A 17,338-nucleotide genomic window follows, 5' to 3' on the forward strand; every position below is an offset into this window, starting at 1 on the left:
GCACACGCCGGGGATGTCGCTCCATCGTCCCACATCCGGCGCACCCGCCGCGCCGCCCCGGCCGGGGCCCTCGGGCGCTCAAGTGCCGCGGCCCGGATCCCGATACCTCCGGGGTGACCTCGCAGCCCCAGTCCGTGATCCCGTTCCTGCACGCCCTGGCCAGCACCGGCGGCTCCGACCTGCACTGCAAGGTCGGCTCCGTCCCCCGGGTGCGGGTCGACGGGCGCCTGCGCAAGCTGCAGGCACCGGAGCTGCGCCCCGCCGACACCGAGCACATGCTCGAGGAGGTCCTGCCCGACGACCTGGTCGAGGCGTTCCGCGTCAGCAAGGAGGCCGACTTCGCGTACTCGTTGTCGGGGGTGGGCCGGTTCCGCGTCAACGCGTACCAGGCACGCGGCACGTTCGGCATGGTGTTCCGGCGCGTCGCGGTCGGCGCGCAGTCGCTGGCGGAGCTCGGCGTGCCGGAGGTCGTCGGCGAGCTCGCGCTCGAGCCGCGCGGCCTGGTGCTGGTGACGGGGCCGACGGGCTCGGGCAAGACGACGACGCTGGCCTCGATGGTCGATCTCATCAACTCGTACCGCGAGGTCAACATCGTCACGATCGAGGACCCGATCGAGATCCTGCACTCGGACAAGAAGGCGATCGTCTCGCAGCGCGAGGTCCGCCAGGACACCGCGGACTTCACGGTCGCGCTGCGCGCCGCGATGCGGCAGGACCCGGACGTCATCCTGGTCGGGGAGATGCGCGACGTGGAGACGGTGCGCGCGGCGCTGTCCGCGGCCGAGACCGGCCACCTCGTCCTGTCGACGCTGCACACCATCGACGCCGCCGAGACGATCAACCGCATCGTCGACTTCTTCCCGCCGCACGAGCAGAAGCAGGTCCGCATCGCGCTCGCGCAGTCCCTGCGCGGCATCGTCTCGCAGCGCCTGGTGCGCAAGGCGGACGGCAGCGGCCGGCAGGCCGCGATCGAGGTGATGGTCAACACCGGCCGCACGGCCGAGGCGATCATCGAGCCGCAGGAGAACCCGCCCCTGACCGACCTCATCAAGGAGGGGGACTTCTACAAGATGCAGACCTTCGACCAGCACCTGTTCGCGCTCGTGCGGGACGCGGCGGTGACGTACGAGGAGGCGCTGTCGGTGGCGTCGAACCCGCACGACCTGACGGTGGAGCTGCGGGGCGCCGGCATCGTCATGTGAGCGTCCGCGCGGCGGGCCACCGGGCGCGGCTGCGGGCCTTGTGGCCGTCGCGATCGCGATATAGCGTGTTGGCAACACGCGACATATCGCGAGAGGAGACGACATGTCCACCGAGTCCTGGGTCGTGGCCGGCCCGCAGGTGATCGAGGTCGAGGACGTGCGTGCGCTGCGCGTCGGGCTGGTGGGCGGGCGTGTCGACGTCGTCGCCCACGAGGACCCGCAGGCGCGCGGCGCGCGCCTGGAGGTCCACCAGGTCGACGGGCGCCCGCTGGAGGTGACGCTGGCGGACGGCGAGCTGCGCGTCGGCTACAGCTTCACGCTCGGCGGCTGGGAGGGCTTCGTGGAGAAGTTCCGCAACTTCCAGGACAAGGACCGCGCCGACGTGCACGTCGCCGTGCCGCGCGACGTCCTGGCCAAGGTCGCCACGGTCAGCGCCGACGGCCTCGTCGCGGGCCTGCGCCAGGACGCGTCGGTGTCCACCGTGTCGGGGTCCGTCGTCGTCGACGACGTGCGCGGCAGGCTGTCCACCAACTCCGTGTCGGGCGAGGTCGTGGTGCGTCGGCACGACGGCGACCTGCGCTTCAACACCGTCTCGGGCGACCTCGCGGCGTCCGGGGACCTGACCCTCGTGCAGGGCAACTCCGTGTCCGGGTCCGTCTCGCTCGACGTCGGCACGGGGACCTCGTCGCTCACCGTCACGACCGTGTCCGGGGACCTGACGGTGCGCCTGCCCGAGGGGGCGGGCCTGCAGGTGCGGGCGCAGTCGGTCTCGGGGCGGCTCGTCGTCGACGGCCGTGAGCACAAGGGCACCAGCCCGGGTCACCGCACGGTGAGCCTCGACGCGGGGGAGGGTGGTGCCTTCCTGTCCGCCACGACCGTCACGGGGCACGTCACGGTGCTGCGCGCGGCGGTCGAGGACGTCGTCGAGGACGTCGTCGACGACGTCACGGACGCGTCCGCCTGATGGTCCAGGTGTTCGCGCACGGCCAGCTGCGGCTGTACCTGCTCGCGCTCCTCGAGGACGGCCCGCGCCACGGGTACGAGCTCATCACGGCGCTCAGCGACCGGTTCGGCGGCACGTACCGCCCGAGCGCCGGGACGGTCTACCCGCGGCTGGCGCGCCTGGAGGAGGAGGGCCTGGTGCGGCGCTCCGACGACGGACGCAAGGCCACCTACACGCTGACGGACGCCGGCCGTGCCGAGCTCGACGCGCGCCGGGGCGACCTGGCCCACCTGGAGGCCGAGATCGCCGAGACGGTGCGGGCGCAGGCGTCCCAGGTCCGGCAGGACGTGCAGGCGGCGATGAAGGGGCTGCGCGCGGACCTGGCCTCGGCCGCGCAGCAGGCCCGCGACGCCGCGCGGCCCGTGGCCGGCGCGCCGGATCCGCAGCGCACGGCGTCGCACCGTCGGCGGGTCGAGGCGGAGGCGATCGTCCGGCGCTTCGGTGACGAGGTCCGCGCCGACCTGCGCCGCGCCGACGCGGGAGCCGGTGTGGACGAGCTCACGGTCGAGACGCTGCGGACGGTGCTCGACACGGCGCTGCGCACGATGCGGTCCACGCTGCGCTGAGCGGGCGCGAGGGTCCGCAGCGCTCAGGAGGGTGTGCTGGGGTGGGTGGTGCGCAGCGCGGCGCGACGGCGACGCGCCCGGCCGGTCCAGGCGCGCGCGCCACCCGCCACGGCCGCGCCGACGGCGGCCCACACGAGGATCGCGATCCCTCCGCCCCACGCCGCCAGGACCGCGCCGCCGAGCACCGCGCCGGCGCCGGCGAACGCGACCACGTGCCGACGCTCGGACGTCTCGTGCCGCATGAGGTGAGCGGTCAGCAGGCCGCCGGGCCACCCGAGGACGGCCAGGGCCACGAGGTGGAGGCCGTACATGAGGACGACGACCATGACGGCCGCCTGAGCGTCGACGGCCGCGTCCGGGGAGCGGGAGGTCATCGCCAGCAGCACCGTGAGCAGGACGACGGCCATGACCAGCAGGACGACCGCGGCGCGCAGGCAGACCTCGAGCACGGCACGGGGACCGACGACGGGCGCTGGGTCCGGTGTCGGGTCAGGCGCCGTCATCCGGCAGGCCCAGCCACGTGTGCCAGCCGGTGTGCAGCACGAGCCAGGCCATGAGCCCGTAGCCGGCCTGGCCGGGCAGGTGCTGCGGCGACTGGGCCATGTCGGCGAGCCACTGGTCGTGCGCCGCGAGCGGCGAGTACATGTCGACGTAGGGCACGCGGCGACGCGACGCGACGTCGCCCAGCGCCGCGGACAGCTCGGCGAGCCGGTCGCCATCGTGGGCGGCGCCCGGCGGAGGCCCGACGACGAACGCGGGGATGCGGCGCTGGTCGGCGACGTCGAGGATGTTCGCGAGGTTCAGCCGGCTGCGGGCCAGGGACAGGCCCGCCGCGATGTCCGCCCGGCCCAGCGCGACGACCAGGCGGTTGTCGGCGTGCGGGGACAGGCGACGGGAGACCTCCACGTCCCAGCGTGCGCCGAGGTCGGTGCTCGTCTCGCCCGGTACCGCGAGGGTCAGCACGGTCAGCGGGTCGGGGGTGCGCGTGCGGGCGGACACGCGCCCGACCCAGCCGAGGCTCCTGGGGTCGCCCGCGCCGGCCACCAGCTCGTCCCCGACGACCGCGAGGCGCACCGGCAGCTCACCCACGCCATCACTCCTGCCTGTGACCGCGGCACCGGACCTCCCGGTACCTGCTCGGTCGACAGTCTCTCAGGCGCGGGGGCTGGGATCGTGCCGTTCGCCGCGCGCGTCGGGGCGACGTCGCGGCCACCGCGACCGCCCGCCTCCGCTCAGCGGGTGAAGACGCGCGTCCCGGGCACCGAGTCCTCGGGGTGCGAGCGCGGCGGTTCGCGGTCGCCGAGGCCGTCGCCCCGCACGGCGTGGACGAGCGCGGCGAGCCACGCCGCGAGGACCAGGAGCGCGATCACCATCCAGACGATGTCCATGGCAGGAAGTCTGTGCCCATCGAGATCGAGCCACGAGTGGCAGAACAGACGACCACCATTGAGTTTCTGCCATCACCGTGGGACCGTGGGGCATGCTCCGCAGCGTCGCCGTCGTCGCCCTGCCCCACGTCGCCGCCTTCGAGCTGGCCACGGCCTGCGAGGTGTTCGGCATCGACCGCTCCGAGACGGGCGGCCCCACCTTCGACTTCCGGGTCTGCGGGCCGTCGCCCGGCGTCGTCATGCCCACGAAGGGCGGGTTCTCGATCGTCGTGGACCACGGCCTGGACGCCACGCGCGACGCCGACCTCGTCATCATGCCCGCCTACAGCATGCCGCCCGCGCGGGTGCCCCACGACGTCCTCGACGCGCTGCGGGACGCCCACGCCCGCGGCGCGTGGATCCTGTCCATCTGCAGCGGCGCGTTCGCACTGGGGGAGGCGGGGCTGCTCGACGGGCGCCGGTGCACCACCCACTGGATGCACGCCGCCGCGCTGGCCGCCCGCTTCCCGGCGGCCACGGTCGACCCCGACGTCCTGTACGTCGAGGACGGTCGCATCATCACCGGGGCCGGCACGGCCGCCGGCATCGACGCCTGCCTGCACCTCGTGCGTCGGGAGCTCGGCGCCGCGGCGGCGACCAACGTCGCGCGCCGCATGGTCGTCCCGCCCCAGCGCGACGGGGGGCAGGCGCAGTACGTCGACACGCCGCTGCCGCCGGTGGCGGACACCCTGGCGCCGCTGCTCGGGTGGATGCTGGAGCACCTCGACGAGGACCTCGGTGTGCCCGCCCTCGCCGCGCGAGCGCTGATGTCCGAGCGCACGTTCGCGCGCAGGTTCCGCGCCGAGACCGGTGCCACGCCCGCCGCCTGGGTCGCACGGCAGCGCGTGGGGCGGGCCCAGGAGCTGCTGGAGCGCACCGACGTCCCCGTCGACGAGGTCGCCCGGCGCAGCGGCTTCGGCACCGCCGCACTCCTGCGCCACCACTTCGCCCGCACGCTCGGCACGACGCCGCTGGCGTACCGACGCCGGTTCGGCTGCGCGTCGGGCGCACCGCCCGACCTCGAGCAGGACGAGCAGGCATCCTGACCGCCTGACGCGGCCGGCCGGCCGGCCACGGACGGCGACGGGGCCGGACCGTCCTCCCACGTGAGAGGTCGATCCGGCCCCGCGGCCGTGGCTCAGCGCTGGAAGGCGCCCTCGACGAGTGCCTTCTGCTCCGCGGCGTGCTTCTTGGCCGAGCCCGCCGCCGGCGACGCGGACTCGGGGCGCGACACGACCTGCAGGTCGCGCCCGACGATCGGCGGCAGGTGCGTCGACACGAACGTCCACGGCCCCTGGTTGCGGGGCTCGTCCTGCACCCACATGAGCTCGGCGTCGCCGAACGGTGCCAGCGCGCGACGGATCTCGTCCGGCTCGAACGGGTACAGCTGCTCGAACCGCACGATCGCCGTCTGCTGGTCCCCGGAGGAGACCCGGTGCGCGAGGAGGTCCCAGTAGACCTTGCCCGAGCACAGCAGCACACGCGTCACCTGGTCGGCCTTGGCCGCCGCCAGGTCGTCGCCGACCACCGTGCGGAACGTCCCCGACGTGAAGTCCTGGACGTCCGACGTCGCCGTCTTCAGCCGCAGCATCGACTTGGGCGTGAACACCACGAGGGGACGGCGCGGCCGCTGGTACGCCTGGCGACGCAAGAGGTGGAAGTGCGACGCCGGCGTCGACGGCTGCGCGATCGTCATGTTGTCCTCGGCGGCGAGCTGCAGGAACCGCTCGATGCGGGCCGACGAGTGGTCGGGCCCCTGGCCCTCGTAGCCGTGGGGGAGCAGCAGGACGACCGACGAGCGCTGCGCCCACTTCTGCTGCGCGGAGGAGATGAACTCGTCGATGACCGTCTGCGCGCCGTTGACGAAGTCGCCGAACTGCGCCTCCCACAGCACCAGCGCGTCGGGACGCTCGACGGAGTACCCGTACTCGAACCCGAGGGCCGCGTACTCGGAGAGCGAGGAGTCGTAGACCCAGAACTTCGCCTGGTCGCTCGACAGGTACAGCAGCGGGGTCCACTCCGCACCCGTCTCGCGGTCGTGCAGGACGGCGTGGCGCTGCACGAACGTCCCGCGACGCGAGTCCTGGCCCGCGAGCCGCACCGGCGTGCCCTCGATGAGCAGCGACCCGAACGCGAGGATCTCCCCGTAGCCCCAGTCGATCCCGCCCTCGCGGCTCATGGTGTCGCGCCTGGCGAGCAGCTGGGCGAGCTTGGGGTGGACGGTGAAGCCCTCGGGCGGGCTCACGTGCGCCTGCCCGATGCGCTGCAGGACCGAGGCCGGCACCGCCGTCTGCCAGCCGACCATCATGCCGGCGTCCTCGAGCTGGGACTCCGGGCGCTCCAGGCCGGCGACGGTCTCGACGTCCGTGGGCGGCGGGGTCCAGCCGTCCTCGCGCGTCTCGGTGAACACCCGCTCGAGCTGCGACTGGTAGTCGCGCAGGGCCTGCTCGGCCTCCTCGATCGTGATGTCGCCGCGCGCCACCAGCGTCTCGGTGTAGATCTTGCGCACCGAGCGCTTCGCCTCGATGAGGTTGTACATCAGCGGCTGCGTCATCGACGGGTCGTCGCCCTCGTTGTGACCACGACGGCGGTAGCAGACCATGTCGATGATGACGTCGCGGTCGAACTGCTCGCGGTACTCGAACGCCAGCTCGGCCACCCGCACCACGGCCTCGGGGTCGTCCCCGTTGACGTGGAAGATCGGCACCTGCAGGCCCTTGGCCACGTCCGTGGCGTACTGCGAGGAGCGCGAGGACGACGGGCCGGTGGTGAAGCCGACCTGGTTGTTGACGATCACGTGGATCGTGCCGCCCGTGCGGTACCCGCGCAGCTGCGCCAGGTTCAGGGTCTCGAACACCACGCCCTGGCCCGCGAAGGCCGCGTCGCCGTGGATGAGGATCGGCAGCACCGAGAAGCCGTCGCCGCCGAGGTCGATGCGGTCCTGCTTGGCGCGCACGATGCCCTCGAGCACCGGGTCGACGGCCTCCAGGTGCGACGGGTTCGCCGCCAGGTACACCGCGGTCGTCGCACCCGACTCCGCCGTGAACACGCCCTCGGTCCCGAGGTGGTACTTCACGTCGCCCGAACCCTGCACCGACTTCGGGTCCTGGTTGCCCTCGAACTCGCTGAAGATCTGCCCGTAGGACTTGCCCGCGATGTTGGCCAGCACGTTGAGCCGGCCGCGGTGCGCCATGCCGATGCCGACCTCGTCGAGGCCGCCGTCGGCGGCGCGCGACAGGATCGCGTCGAGCAGCGGGATGAGCGACTCGCCGCCCTCGAGCGAGAAGCGCTTCTGGCCCACGTACTTGGTCTGCAGGAACGTCTCGAACGCCTCGGCGGCGTTGAGCCGGCGCAGGATGCGCAGCTGGTCCTCGCGCGGCGTGCGGGCGTAGCCCGCCTCGAGCCGCTCCTGGAGCCACCGGCGCTGCCGCGGGTCCTGCAGGTGCATGTACTCGGCGCCGACGGTCCGGCAGTACGAGTCGCGCAGCAGCCCCAGGACGTCACGCAGCGTCGCGCGGGTCTTCCCGGTGAAGCCGCCGGTCGGGAACGTGCGGTCCAGGTCCCACAGCGTCAGGCCGTGGTTCTGCACGTCCAGGTCCGGGTGCTTGCGCTGGCGGTAGGCCAGCGGGTCCGTGTCCGCCATGAGGTGGCCGCGCGAGCGGTAGGCGTGGATCAGCTCGGCCACGCGTGCGGGCTTGATCGCCTCGGCGTCCGGGTCGTGGTTCGCGTCGCGCACCCAGCGCACGGGCTCGTACGGCACGCGCAGGGCCGCGAAGACACGGTCGTAGAAGCCGTCCTCGCCGAGGAGCTTGCGCGACAGGATCCGCAGGAAGTCGCCCGACTGCGCGCCCTGGATGATCCGGTGGTCGTACGTCGAGGTGACCGTCAGGACCTTCGAGACACCCATGCGGTTGAGCTGCTCGTCGGACGTGCCGGCGAACTCCGCGGGGTAGTCCATGGCGCCGACGCCGATGATCGCGCCCTGCCCCTGCATGAGGCGCGGCACGGAGTGCACCGTGCCGATCGTGCCGGGGTTGGTCAGCGAGATCGTCGTGCCGGCGAAGTCCTCGACCGTCAGCTTGTTGTTGCGAGCACGGCGCACCACGTCCTCGTACGCGGTCCAGAACTGCGCGAAGTCGAGGGTCTCGGCCTTCTTGATCGACGGCACCAGCAGCTGGCGGGTGCCGTCGGGCTTGGCGAGGTCGATCGCGAGACCGAGGTTGACGTGCGCGGGGGCCAGGACGCCGGGCTTGCCGTCGACGAGCGTGTACGACGAGTTCATCGCCGGCATCTCGCGCACGGCCTCGACCAGCGCGAAGCCGATGAGGTGCGTGAAGGAGACCTTGCCGCCGCGGCCGCGCGAGAGGTGGTTGTTGACGACGATGCGGTTGTCGACCATGAGCTTGGCCGGCACCGCGCGCACCGACGTGGCCGTCGGGACCTCGAGCGAGGCCTCCATGTTGGTGACGACGCGAGCCGCGGGGCCGCGCAGCTTCTGGACGTCGTCCACGGGCTGCACGCCGTCGTCGTCCGTCCGCCGGGTCGCGACCTCCGCGTACGGCGCGGTGGCGGGCTGCGCCGTCGCGACGGGGGAGGGTGGCACGTCGACGGTGGCCGTGACGGGCGCCGGGGCGTCGGCGGCGGGCGCCGGTGCCGGGGTGGCCGACGGCGCAGCGGCCGGAGGTTCGGGCTCGGGGGCCGTCGTGACGGCGCCCGGCGGGGCCGCGCGGCCGACGTCACCGTTCGTCGCAGCACCCGTCGTCTCGGGCCGGTAGCCCTCGAAGAAGTCCCACCACGCGGGGTCCACCGCGTTCCGGTCCTTCTGGTACTGCTCGTACAGCTCGTCGACCAGCCACTCGTTCGCGCCGAAGTCGGCACGGGTGGAGTCGGACTGCGCGTTCTGCGTCACGCTGGGATCGCCCACTTCCGGTGCGGTGCAGCGACCGCGCCATCGCCAGTTCTGTTGACGACAACACTACGGGGTCGAACGGGTCCGGGGCCTCGTGCGGCGGGCAGGGCGCGGCGATCTGCGCAGCCTCTTCACCCCGCCGGGGGGTTGCGGTCAACACCCGGGAAAGCGCGCGTGCGCGGGGCCTCAAGCCCTGGTCGTGCGCAGGTCCGCGCCCCGGTTCCGTCCGGTCACCGCCCGCCCGCGGACGCGTGGTCCGACGCGGGTGGCGCGGTGGCGGGCAGCCGCACGCGCATGGTGCAGCCCGTCGGGGTGTCGGCCACCTGCACGGAGCCCCCGTGCAGCTCGACGGCCCACCGCACGATGGCCAGTCCGAGCCCCGTGCCGCCGGTCGACCCCTGGCCGGTGAGGGCGGGGGTGTTGCCCCGCACGAAGCGTTCGAAGACGTGGGCGCGCTGCTCGCGCGCGATCCCGGGGCCGTGGTCCACCACGTCGATCTGCACGTCCCGCCCGTTGCGCCGCGCGACCACCTGGACCTCGTCGTCCGGCGGCGAGTGCCGTGCGGCGTTCTGCAGGAGGTTCGCCACGACCTGGTGCAGGCGCTCGGGGTCCGCGGGGACCGTGAGGTCGGTGGGCCGGACGTCGACCTCGAACCGCAGCCGCTTGTCCGCCCCGACGAGCGTGGCCTCGTCTGCCGCCTGCTGCAGGAGCTCGGACAGGTCCACGTCCTGGATCCGCAGCGCGATCGCCCCGGCCTCCACCCGCGACAGGTCCAGCAGGGACGACACGAGCCGCGACAGCCGCTCGGTCTGCGCGAGGGCCGTGGCGAGCGTCGCGGGGTCCGGCTCGCTGACCCCGTCGACCATGTTCTCGAGCTGCGCCTGCAGCGCGGTGACCGGTGTGCGCAGCTCGTGCGACACGTTCGCCACGAGCTCGCGGCGGAACGTGTCGAGCTGCTGCAGGTCGTCGGCCATCGTGTTGAACGCCTCGGCGAGCTGACCGACCTCGTCGCGGCTCGTCGAGCGGACGCGCCGGCTGTAGTCGCCGCCCGCCATGGCGCGGGCCGCCTCGGTCATCTCCCGCAGCGGCGACGTCATGCCGCGCGCCAGGACCTGGGTGACGATCAGCGAGAGGACGATCGCCAGCGGCAGCGTCCGGCTGGGGCCGAGCGCGCGCCCGTAGCCGACCCAGATGACGAACGCGGCGAGCGTGACGGTCGCGGCGACCAGCACGCCCAGCTTGATCTTGATGCTGCGCAGCGGGTCGAGCGGCCGCACGTCCGGCAGGTGCCAGCGCTCGCCGCTGCGGGCGTGGCGTGCCGGCGGCTCCGTGGGGGAGGTCACTGCTCGTCGTCCGCGCCGCCGTCGTCGTCCGAGGGCGCGTCCCCGGCGGGCTCGTAGGCGTAGCCGACGCCGTGCACGGTGCGGATGAGGTCGGGTCCGAGCTTGCGGCGCAGCGCCTTGATGTGGGAGTCGACGGTGCGGGTGCCGCTGGCGTCGACCCAGTCCCAGACGTCCGCCAGCAGCCGCTCGCGCGTCAGGACCGTGCGGGGCGACGACGCCAGCGTCAGCAGCAGGTCGAACTCGGTGGGCGTCAGGTGCACCTCGTTGCCCGCGCGCTGCACACGGCGCTGCGCGCTGTCGATCGTCACGTCGCCGACGACCAGCGGGGGATCGGGCTGCTGCACCGTGGCCAGCTCGGCCGCCCGGGCGGCCCGCTCGGTGCGGCGCAGCAGCACCTTGGTGCGCGCGACGAGCTCGCGCATCGAGAACGGCTTGGTCATGTAGTCGTCCGCGCCGACGCCGAGCCCGACGAGCATGTCGGTCTCGTCGTCGCGCGCCGTGAGCATGAGGACCGGCACCGGGCGCGCGGCCTGGATCTGGCGGCAGACCTCGAGGCCGTCGATCCCCGGCAGCATGACGTCGAGCACGACGACGTCGGGTTGCAGCCGCGCGGCCGCGGCGACGCCGGCGTGGCCGTCACCGACGGCCTCGACGGTCCACCCCTCTGCCGAGAGCCGGTGCACGATCGCCTGGGCGATGGCCGGCTCGTCCTCCACCACGAGCACGGTCGTGGCACCCGGGCGCGAGACGTTGGTGACCATGTGGCCAGGGTGGCACAGACCCGCCGGGCGGGGCCCGGTGAGCCCTCGGCAGGTCCGCCGCGTGTCCGTAGGATGTGACCACCATGAGCAGCTCAAGTCGCTGCCGGCACCGCGCTTCCTCCTCCGTCCGCGACCCCCGCCCCGTGCGTGCGGGCCGCGGCCAGGCCCAGGACCCCGCAGGACGCGCGACCGCCGGCCCACCCTCGCCCCGCTCCTCGTCCCGCGTGCGTGCCGCCTCACCCGAGGAGCCCGCGTGCTGACCGACTGGCTGCTCGTCGGGCTCGGCGTGCTGCTCACGGCGGGCACCGCGGTCTTCGTCGCGGCCGAGTTCGCCCTCGTCACGCTCGACCCGGGCCTCGTCGAGCGGCAGACCGACCCCGCCGACGCGCGCGGCGGCTCGGTGCTCCGCGCGCTGCGCCGGCTGTCCACGCAGCTGTCGGGCGCCCAGGTCGGGATCACCGTGACGACAGTCCTGCTGGGGTACACCACGCAGCCGGCCGTCGTCCGGCTGCTCGGCGTGCCCCTGGGGTCGACGGGGGTGGACCGCGCCGTCGCCGGTGCGCTCGCCGCCGTGCTCGCGCTGGTGCTGGTCAACGGGTTCTCGATGCTCTTCGGCGAGCTGGTGCCCAAGAACTTCGCGATCGCGCGCCCGCTGGGCACCGCACGCGTCGTCGCGCCGCTGCAGCTCGGCTTCACCACCGCGCTGCGGCCGGTGATCGCCGTGACCAACGGCACCGCGAACGGGCTGCTGCGGCGCGTCGGCGTCGAGCCGCGCGAGGAGCTGTCGGGGGCCCGCTCGCCGGCCGAGCTGGCCTCCCTCGTGCGGCGCTCCGCCGAGCAGGGCACCCTCGACCAGGCGACGGCGACGCTGCTGACCAACTCCATCGACTTCTCGACGCTCACCGCGGTGGACGTCATGACGGACCGCACCCGCCTGGTGGTCGTGCGGCGTGACGACTCCGCGGCCGACGTCATGTCGCTGGCCCGGCAGACCGGGCACTCGCGGTTCCCGGTGATCGGCGACTCCGTGGACGACGTGGTGGGGCTGGTGCACCTGCGCAAGGCCATGGCGGTCCCGTACGAACGGCGCAGCGAGGTGCCGGCCGCCGCGCTGATGGTCGAGGCGCCCCGGGTCCCCGAGACGGTGGGCCTCGGCCCGCTGCTGGTCGACCTGCGGGCGCAGGGCATGCAGATGGCCCTCGTCGTCGACGAGTACGGGGGCACGTCGGGTGCGGTGACGCTCGAGGACGTCGTCGAGGAGCTCGTCGGGGAGGTCGCGGACGAGCACGACCGCACGCGCGGCACGCTCGCGCGCCAGCTCGACGGCTCGTGGCTGCTGCCCGGCGTCCTGCGCCCGGACGAGCTGCACGAGGCCACCGCGCTGCGCCTGCCCGAGGACGGCCCGTGGGAGACCGTCGGCGGCCTGCTCATGGCCCGCCTCGGCCGCGTGCCCACCGAGGGTGACGTGGTCGTCGAGGGGCGGCTGCGGGTGCAGGTCGAGCGCATGGACGGTCGCCGGGTCGAGCGCGTGCGGGTCAGCGAGCTGCCCCACGACGAGGCGGGTGACGCCTGATGGACAGCACGCTCGCGCTCGTGCTCGCCGTGGTGCTGCTCGCGGCCAACGCCTTCTTCGTCGGCGCGGAGTTCGCGCTGATGTCGGCGCGGCGCTCGTCGGTGGAGCCGCTGGCCGAGGCCGGGGACCGGCGGGCGGTCACCGTGCTGTGGGCGATGGAGCACGTGTCGCTCATGCTCGCGGCGGCCCAGCTCGGCATCACGGTCTGCTCGACCAGCCTCGGGCTCGTCGCCGAGCCCGCGATCGCCCACCTCATCGAGGCGCCCCTGCACGCGCTCGGCGTGCCGTCGGCGCTGACGCACCCGATCGCGTTCGTCGTCGCGCTGCTGATCGTGGTCTACCTGCACGTGGTGCTGGGGGAGATGGTCCCGAAGAACCTCGCCGTGGCCGGGCCCGACCGCGCGGTGCTGCTGTTCGGGCCGCCGCTGGTGTGGGTCGCGCGGGTGCTGCGGCCGGTGATCGTGGCCCTGAACTGGCTCGCGAACCACGTGCTGCGCGCCTTCCGGGTGGAGCCGCAGGACGAGGTGGCGTCGGCGTTCACGGCTCAGGAGGTGCAGTCCATCGTCGAGCGCTCGCAGGCGGAGGGGCTGCTGGCCGACGAGCAAGGGCTGCTGTCGGGTGCGATCGAGTTCTCCGACCGCACGGCGGCCGAGGTCATGGTCCCCGTCGACGACCTGGTCACCGTGGACGGCGAGAGCACGCCCGACGACATCGAGCACCTCGTGGCCCGCACGGGCTTCAGCCGGTTCGTCGTCGTGGACGGCGACGGCCGGCCGACCGGGTACCTGCACATCAAGGACGTGCTGTACGCCGACGACTCCTCGCGCCGGCTGCCGGTGCCGTCGTGGCGCGTGCGGACGCTGGCGGTCGTCACGCCGCAGGACGAGGTGGAGACCGCGCTCGAGGCGATGCAGCGCTCCGGGTCGCACCTGGCACGGGTGGACGAGGACGGCCGGACCGCGGGCGTGGTGTTCCTGGAGGACATCCTGGAGGAGCTCGTCGGTGAGGTTCGCGACGCGATGCAGCGGGGCCAGCTGAGGTGACGGGCTCGGGGTGCAGTGCACCTCCCTGACGTCACCCGGCGGGCGCCACGTGGATGCGCGTGGGTGGAGAAGACGTGAAGGTACGGCGTGTCGTCCGGCGTGTCTCGCCCTGTGTCCGATTCGCAGCCCCTCTGTGACGTTCGTGGGTCTTGGAGAGGGTGGTCCGGTGCCGTTATGGTTTCGTGACCGCATCGGGGGGAGCCGATGGACGAGCGGGACAAGTAAGCGGAGGCGTAGTGGGATCCCACCGAGCGGAGTCGACGACACGCGTGCGCCCGTCGCGCGCTGACTCGCCGTCCGCCCCCGCGGTCCCGCGCCCCGCACCCTCCCTTCCCGCCGGCCGGCTGCCCGCACGCCCGGAGCCCCGCCGCCGGCGCTCGACCACCGCGCTCGGCCGCGTCGGCGTCCTGGCCGCGCTCGTGGGCGTCACGGTGATCGTCCCCGTCGCCGAGGGCATGGCCGACGGCGACATCGTCGTGGGCCCGCTCCACGACCAGGCCGGTCTGCCGTCGACCGTCACCGCGCTGACCGCGCTTCCCCTGTCGGACCTGCCGCCCACGCCCCTGGTCGCCACCGACGGCAGCTCCCGGCTGCGCGCGCTGGCCGACGTCTCGCGTGACGCCGAGCGCTCGGCCCTGCCCGGATGCGACGGCTCGGTGCGCGCCGAGGGCGAGAACGGGCTGCTGGCCACCGAGGACCTGTGCACGCTGTGGGACGGCCGCACCCAGATGCGCGCCGATGCTGCGGTCGCCCTGGCCGAGCTGAACGAGGTGCACGTCGCGCGCTTCGGCACCGACCTGTGCGTCGTGTCGGGCTACCGCACGCTGGCGCAGCAGAGGTCGGTGAAGGCGCAGAAGGGCGGGCTCGCCGCGACGCCGGGCAAGAGCAACCACGGCTGGGGCCTCGCCATGGACTTCTGCTCGATCGAGACGTCGGGCGCCCGCTGGCAGTGGCTGAACGACAACGGCCCGACGTTCGGCTGGGAGCAGCCGAACTGGGCCGTCAGGGGCGGCTCCGGGCCGTACGAGCCGTGGCACTGGGAGTACACCAAGGGCGTCAAGGCGGACGGCGAGTACTACGGCTGACGCGTCGGCGACGACCAGCACCTGCCGGTGACCCCGGTCCTCACCCTGGCGTGACACGCGGCTGCCGCCACGTGCGGCGACGTCCGTGGACGCCGACGGCGGGCCCGCCGCAGCGGACCCGCCGGCTCGTCGCTCAGCGCAGGGACAGGCCCCAGCGGACCTCGTGCGTCGCCCCGGGGTCGAGCTCGACCAGCAGCTCGCCCGTGCGGAACGCGTCCGCGACGCAGGTCATCGGCTCGATCGCGACGCCGCGCCGCTCGATGCCCGGGATGCCGTCGCCCGTGCACACCTGCCACGCGGGCAGGGTCGCGTCGGCCCACACGGCGACCGTGCGGCCGTCGGCCCCCGTGAGCGTCGCCCACGTGAGCCCCTCGGCGTCGGGCGTCACGTCGACCCACGCGTCGTCGAGCGCGACACCCTCGAGCGGGCGCCCCGCGCGCAGGTCGAAGTCGCCGCTGACGGCCTGCGTGCCGACGGGCAGGAGCCGGTCGTCGACCGTGACACGGCGTGCCGCGTCGAGCTGCACCGTGCAGGCGTCGACGGGGCCGGGGCCGGGGGACAGCCAGGGGTGGAACCCGACGCCGTAGGGCGCCACGTCGGCACCCTGGTTCGTCGCCGCGACCGACACGGTCAGGCCCTCGTCGCCGAGGCGGTAGGTCACGTCCAGGCGCAGGGGCCAGGGGTAGCCCGGCGTGGGCACCAGGTCGTGGCGCAGGGTCACGGTGTCCTCGGCGACGGCGACGGGCGTGAACCGCTCGTACGCCACCAGGCCGTGCAGCGCGGTCAGGCGCGCGTGCTCGGTCAGCGGGACCTCGTACGTGACGCCGCGGAACCGGTAGGTCGCGTCGCGCAGCCGGTTGGGCCAGGGCGCCAGGACGGCACCCGAGAAGGCCGGGGCGATCGAGTCGACCGCGAAGGGCAGGACGACGTCGCGGTCGCCGACGCGGTACTCGCGCAGGCTGGCGGCGACGGAGGTGACGACGGCGACCTGCTCACCGTGCCGGAGCACGTGCTGGTCGCCCGTGGGCGGGGGCGTGTTCACGTGAACAACTTAGCCGCGTGCGCCCGCGGGAGCCCTGGGACCGGCGCGTCGTGGCGCCCGGTCCTGTCCTGTGGACGACCGCCCACGTGCCCGCCCGTGATGCCCTAGCGTGACGCCCGAAACGGACGAACCCGACATCCGGGAGCGGGAGGTGACGGTGGACGGCGTGGCGATCCTCGAGCGCGAGGTCCGCGAGCTCATCCGGCGCCGCGGCGTCGACCCCGTGCGGGACCGCGCGGGCGTCGTGGCGCTCGTCCACGCCGCGATGGCGGACTACGACGAGCGCTCGCTCATCGGGTCGGTGCCCGCGCTGGCCGACACTGCGGCCGCCCACAAGGCCGTCGTCGACGCCGTCGCCGGGCTCGGGCCCCTGCAGCGGTACCTCGACGACGAGGAGGTCGAGGAGATCTGGATCAACTCCCCGTCGCAGGTCTTCGTGGCGCGCCGCGGTGAGCCGGAGCTGACCACGACCATCCTGTCCGACGCGCAGGTGCGCGACCTCGTCGAGCAGATGCTCAAGGTCTCCGGGCGGCGGCTCGACCTGTCAAGTACGTGCAACTGACACTATGAACCCTCTAGACATCATCCGGGCTGCTGTTTCAGCGCTCTCCAGGCCCCTTGATCACGCACGTACACAGCATCGGTCGACCCACAATCATCGTCGACCACACCGCCGCCCTGTATCCGCTCCGTCCGGTGGCCGTATCAGACACCCGGTCAGACCAACGGAACCTGTACGGATCACCGCTTCTAGTTGCTGATCAGGATCGGTGCCGTGCGTCCGCGCGGAACGAGTGCCGTACTACCCAGGCTGGCGATGACCGCGACCTCCGAGCTCAGACTCGACCGATGGCCGCCGTGAGCCTGGCCGTGTTCTCGACCGGGAGTATCCGGGGCGTGCTTCTCTCGCTCGGCGGGGGGCTGCTTCGGGTCCGAGCAACCGCGAGCCTGACGCCGGAGATGCCGAGCCAGTTGACGAGGGCGTCCTCGGAACCGGCGTGATCGAACTGACGCGACTCCTTCAATCCTGACGCACGCCCGATCGCGGCGAGATCGGCGCCGGTGCTCGTGGCGCTCGGCTGCCCCCCGGTACTGCCGTAGGAGCCGTTGTCCAGGACGAGGATGGACAGGCGCTTCGGGCCGTAGCGAGCGACGGTCGTCAGGGCTCCAAGGTTCATGAGGCAGCCGCCGTCGCCTTCGACGGCGACCACCTGTTTGCCGGTGCTCAAAGCCATGCCTAGCGCCACCGGAATCACCATGCCCATGGACCCGAGCAGATACAGATTGCGAGGGTCGTCGGCTACTCGCCGGAGTTCCTCGGTGGCGTCGCCCAGCTGGCAGATGATCACCGCTTCTGGGTGCGCCCGACGGAGGGCCTCGAGGA

General features: G+C 73.3%; 15 protein-coding genes and 1 pseudogene. 8 read left to right on the forward strand and 8 right to left on the reverse strand.

Annotated features, from left to right (window positions below):
• Nucleotides 1-113: 113 nt before the first annotated feature.
• From NP075_RS06140 to NP075_RS06150, 3 genes are all read left to right on the forward strand, one after another.
• A complete protein-coding gene (locus NP075_RS06140) occupies nt 114-1,202 on the forward strand; it encodes a type IV pilus twitching motility protein PilT (protein WP_227564532.1) in 1,089 nt (362 codons plus the stop codon).
• A 103-nt stretch (nt 1,203-1,305) separates the two neighbouring features.
• The gene (locus tag NP075_RS06145) at nt 1,306-2,166 is read left to right on the forward strand and encodes a DUF4097 family beta strand repeat-containing protein (protein WP_227564531.1); all 861 of its coding nucleotides are present in this window, start codon (nt 1,306-1,308) and stop codon (nt 2,164-2,166) included.
• Nucleotides 2,166-2,771, forward strand: coding sequence for a PadR family transcriptional regulator (locus NP075_RS06150; protein ID WP_227564530.1), 606 nt, complete (start codon nt 2,166-2,168; stop codon nt 2,769-2,771). The genes NP075_RS06145 and NP075_RS06150 overlap by 1 nt, the downstream gene beginning before the upstream one ends.
• A gap of 23 nt (nt 2,772-2,794) precedes the next feature.
• Here NP075_RS06150 and NP075_RS06155 read toward each other — a convergent pair whose 3' ends face one another.
• From NP075_RS06155 to NP075_RS06165, 3 genes are all read right to left on the reverse strand, one after another.
• Entirely contained in the window at nt 2,795-3,220 is a 426-nt protein-coding gene (locus NP075_RS06155) for a hypothetical protein (protein WP_227564529.1), read from the reverse strand.
• Between the two features lie 40 nt (nt 3,221-3,260).
• On the reverse strand, nt 3,261-3,860 hold the full coding sequence (locus tag NP075_RS06160; RefSeq protein WP_227564528.1) for a GDSL-type esterase/lipase family protein: 600 nt from the start codon (nt 3,858-3,860) through the stop codon (nt 3,261-3,263).
• A 143-nt stretch (nt 3,861-4,003) separates the two neighbouring features.
• A complete protein-coding gene (locus NP075_RS06165) occupies nt 4,004-4,159 on the reverse strand; it encodes a hypothetical protein (RefSeq protein WP_227564527.1) in 156 nt (51 codons plus the stop codon).
• A 92-nt stretch (nt 4,160-4,251) separates the two neighbouring features.
• Between NP075_RS06165 and NP075_RS06170 the strand changes: the two genes are divergently transcribed.
• Complete coding sequence (locus NP075_RS06170) at nt 4,252-5,244, forward strand: GlxA family transcriptional regulator (RefSeq protein ID WP_227564526.1); 993 nt, start codon at nt 4,252-4,254, stop codon at nt 5,242-5,244.
• 92 nt (nt 5,245-5,336) lie between these two features.
• Here NP075_RS06170 and NP075_RS06175 read toward each other — a convergent pair whose 3' ends face one another.
• The 3 genes from NP075_RS06175 to NP075_RS06185 form a co-directional block, all read right to left on the reverse strand.
• The gene (locus tag NP075_RS06175; protein WP_227564525.1) at nt 5,337-9,107 is read right to left on the reverse strand and encodes a multifunctional oxoglutarate decarboxylase/oxoglutarate dehydrogenase thiamine pyrophosphate-binding subunit/dihydrolipoyllysine-residue succinyltransferase subunit; all 3,771 of its coding nucleotides are present in this window, start codon (nt 9,105-9,107) and stop codon (nt 5,337-5,339) included.
• A gap of 230 nt (nt 9,108-9,337) precedes the next feature.
• Nucleotides 9,338-10,450 carry a HAMP domain-containing sensor histidine kinase gene (locus NP075_RS06180; RefSeq protein ID WP_227564524.1) on the reverse strand — a complete coding sequence of 371 codons (1,113 nt, stop codon included), beginning with the start codon at nt 10,448-10,450 and terminating at the stop codon, nt 9,338-9,340.
• Nucleotides 10,447-11,211, reverse strand: a complete 765-nt coding sequence (locus NP075_RS06185; RefSeq protein WP_227564523.1) for a response regulator transcription factor — start codon at nt 11,209-11,211, stop codon at nt 10,447-10,449. The genes NP075_RS06180 and NP075_RS06185 overlap by 4 nt, the downstream gene beginning before the upstream one ends.
• 253 nt (nt 11,212-11,464) lie before the next feature.
• Between NP075_RS06185 and NP075_RS06190 the strand changes: the two genes are divergently transcribed.
• From NP075_RS06190 to NP075_RS06200, 3 genes are all read left to right on the forward strand, one after another.
• Entirely contained in the window at nt 11,465-12,784 is a 1,320-nt protein-coding gene (locus tag NP075_RS06190; RefSeq protein WP_227564522.1) for a hemolysin family protein, read from the forward strand.
• Entirely contained in the window at nt 12,784-13,827 is a 1,044-nt protein-coding gene (locus NP075_RS06195) for a hemolysin family protein (RefSeq protein ID WP_227564521.1), read from the forward strand. The genes NP075_RS06190 and NP075_RS06195 overlap by 1 nt, the downstream gene beginning before the upstream one ends.
• 236 nt (nt 13,828-14,063) lie before the next feature.
• The gene (locus NP075_RS06200) at nt 14,064-14,912 is read left to right on the forward strand and encodes a M15 family metallopeptidase (protein ID WP_227564520.1); all 849 of its coding nucleotides are present in this window, start codon (nt 14,064-14,066) and stop codon (nt 14,910-14,912) included.
• A 133-nt stretch (nt 14,913-15,045) separates the two neighbouring features.
• Here the strand turns inward: NP075_RS06200 and NP075_RS06205 are convergent, their stop codons facing one another.
• On the reverse strand, nt 15,046-15,954 hold the full coding sequence (locus tag NP075_RS06205; RefSeq protein WP_227564519.1) for an aldose 1-epimerase family protein: 909 nt from the start codon (nt 15,952-15,954) through the stop codon (nt 15,046-15,048).
• 157 nt (nt 15,955-16,111) lie between these two features.
• Between NP075_RS06205 and NP075_RS06210 the strand changes: the two are divergent.
• Nucleotides 16,112-16,504 (forward strand): annotated as a pseudogene (locus NP075_RS06210) (CpaF family protein); the annotation flags it as partial.
• 286 nt (nt 16,505-16,790) lie between these two features.
• Here NP075_RS06210 and NP075_RS06215 read toward each other — a convergent pair.
• Nucleotides 16,791-17,303 (reverse strand): thiamine pyrophosphate-dependent enzyme, encoded by a 513-nt coding sequence (locus NP075_RS06215; protein ID WP_227564518.1) that lies wholly within the window; start codon nt 17,301-17,303, stop codon nt 16,791-16,793.
• Nucleotides 17,304-17,338: the final 35 nt, after the last annotated feature.

It is taken from the genome of Cellulomonas wangsupingiae (assembly GCF_024508275.1).
Taxonomy (GTDB): domain Bacteria; phylum Actinomycetota; class Actinomycetes; order Actinomycetales; family Cellulomonadaceae; genus Cellulomonas; species Cellulomonas wangsupingiae.

Excerpts from the sequence above, each read along its gene's own strand:
- NP075_RS06145 (WP_227564531.1), top strand. The coding sequence starts at position 1,306 with ATGTCCACCGAGTCCTGGGTCGTGGCCGGCCCGCAGGTGATCGAGGTC.
- NP075_RS06195 (WP_227564521.1), top strand. The coding sequence starts at position 12,784 with ATGGACAGCACGCTCGCGCTCGTGCTCGCCGTGGTGCTGCTCGCGGCC.
- NP075_RS06165 (WP_227564527.1), bottom strand. The coding sequence starts at position 4,159 with ATGGACATCGTCTGGATGGTGATCGCGCTCCTGGTCCTCGCGGCGTGG.
- NP075_RS06185 (WP_227564523.1), bottom strand. The coding sequence starts at position 11,211 with ATGGTCACCAACGTCTCGCGCCCGGGTGCCACGACCGTGCTCGTGGTG.
- NP075_RS06170 (WP_227564526.1), top strand. The coding sequence starts at position 4,252 with ATGCTCCGCAGCGTCGCCGTCGTCGCCCTGCCCCACGTCGCCGCCTTC.
- NP075_RS06150 (WP_227564530.1), top strand. The coding sequence starts at position 2,166 with ATGGTCCAGGTGTTCGCGCACGGCCAGCTGCGGCTGTACCTGCTCGCG.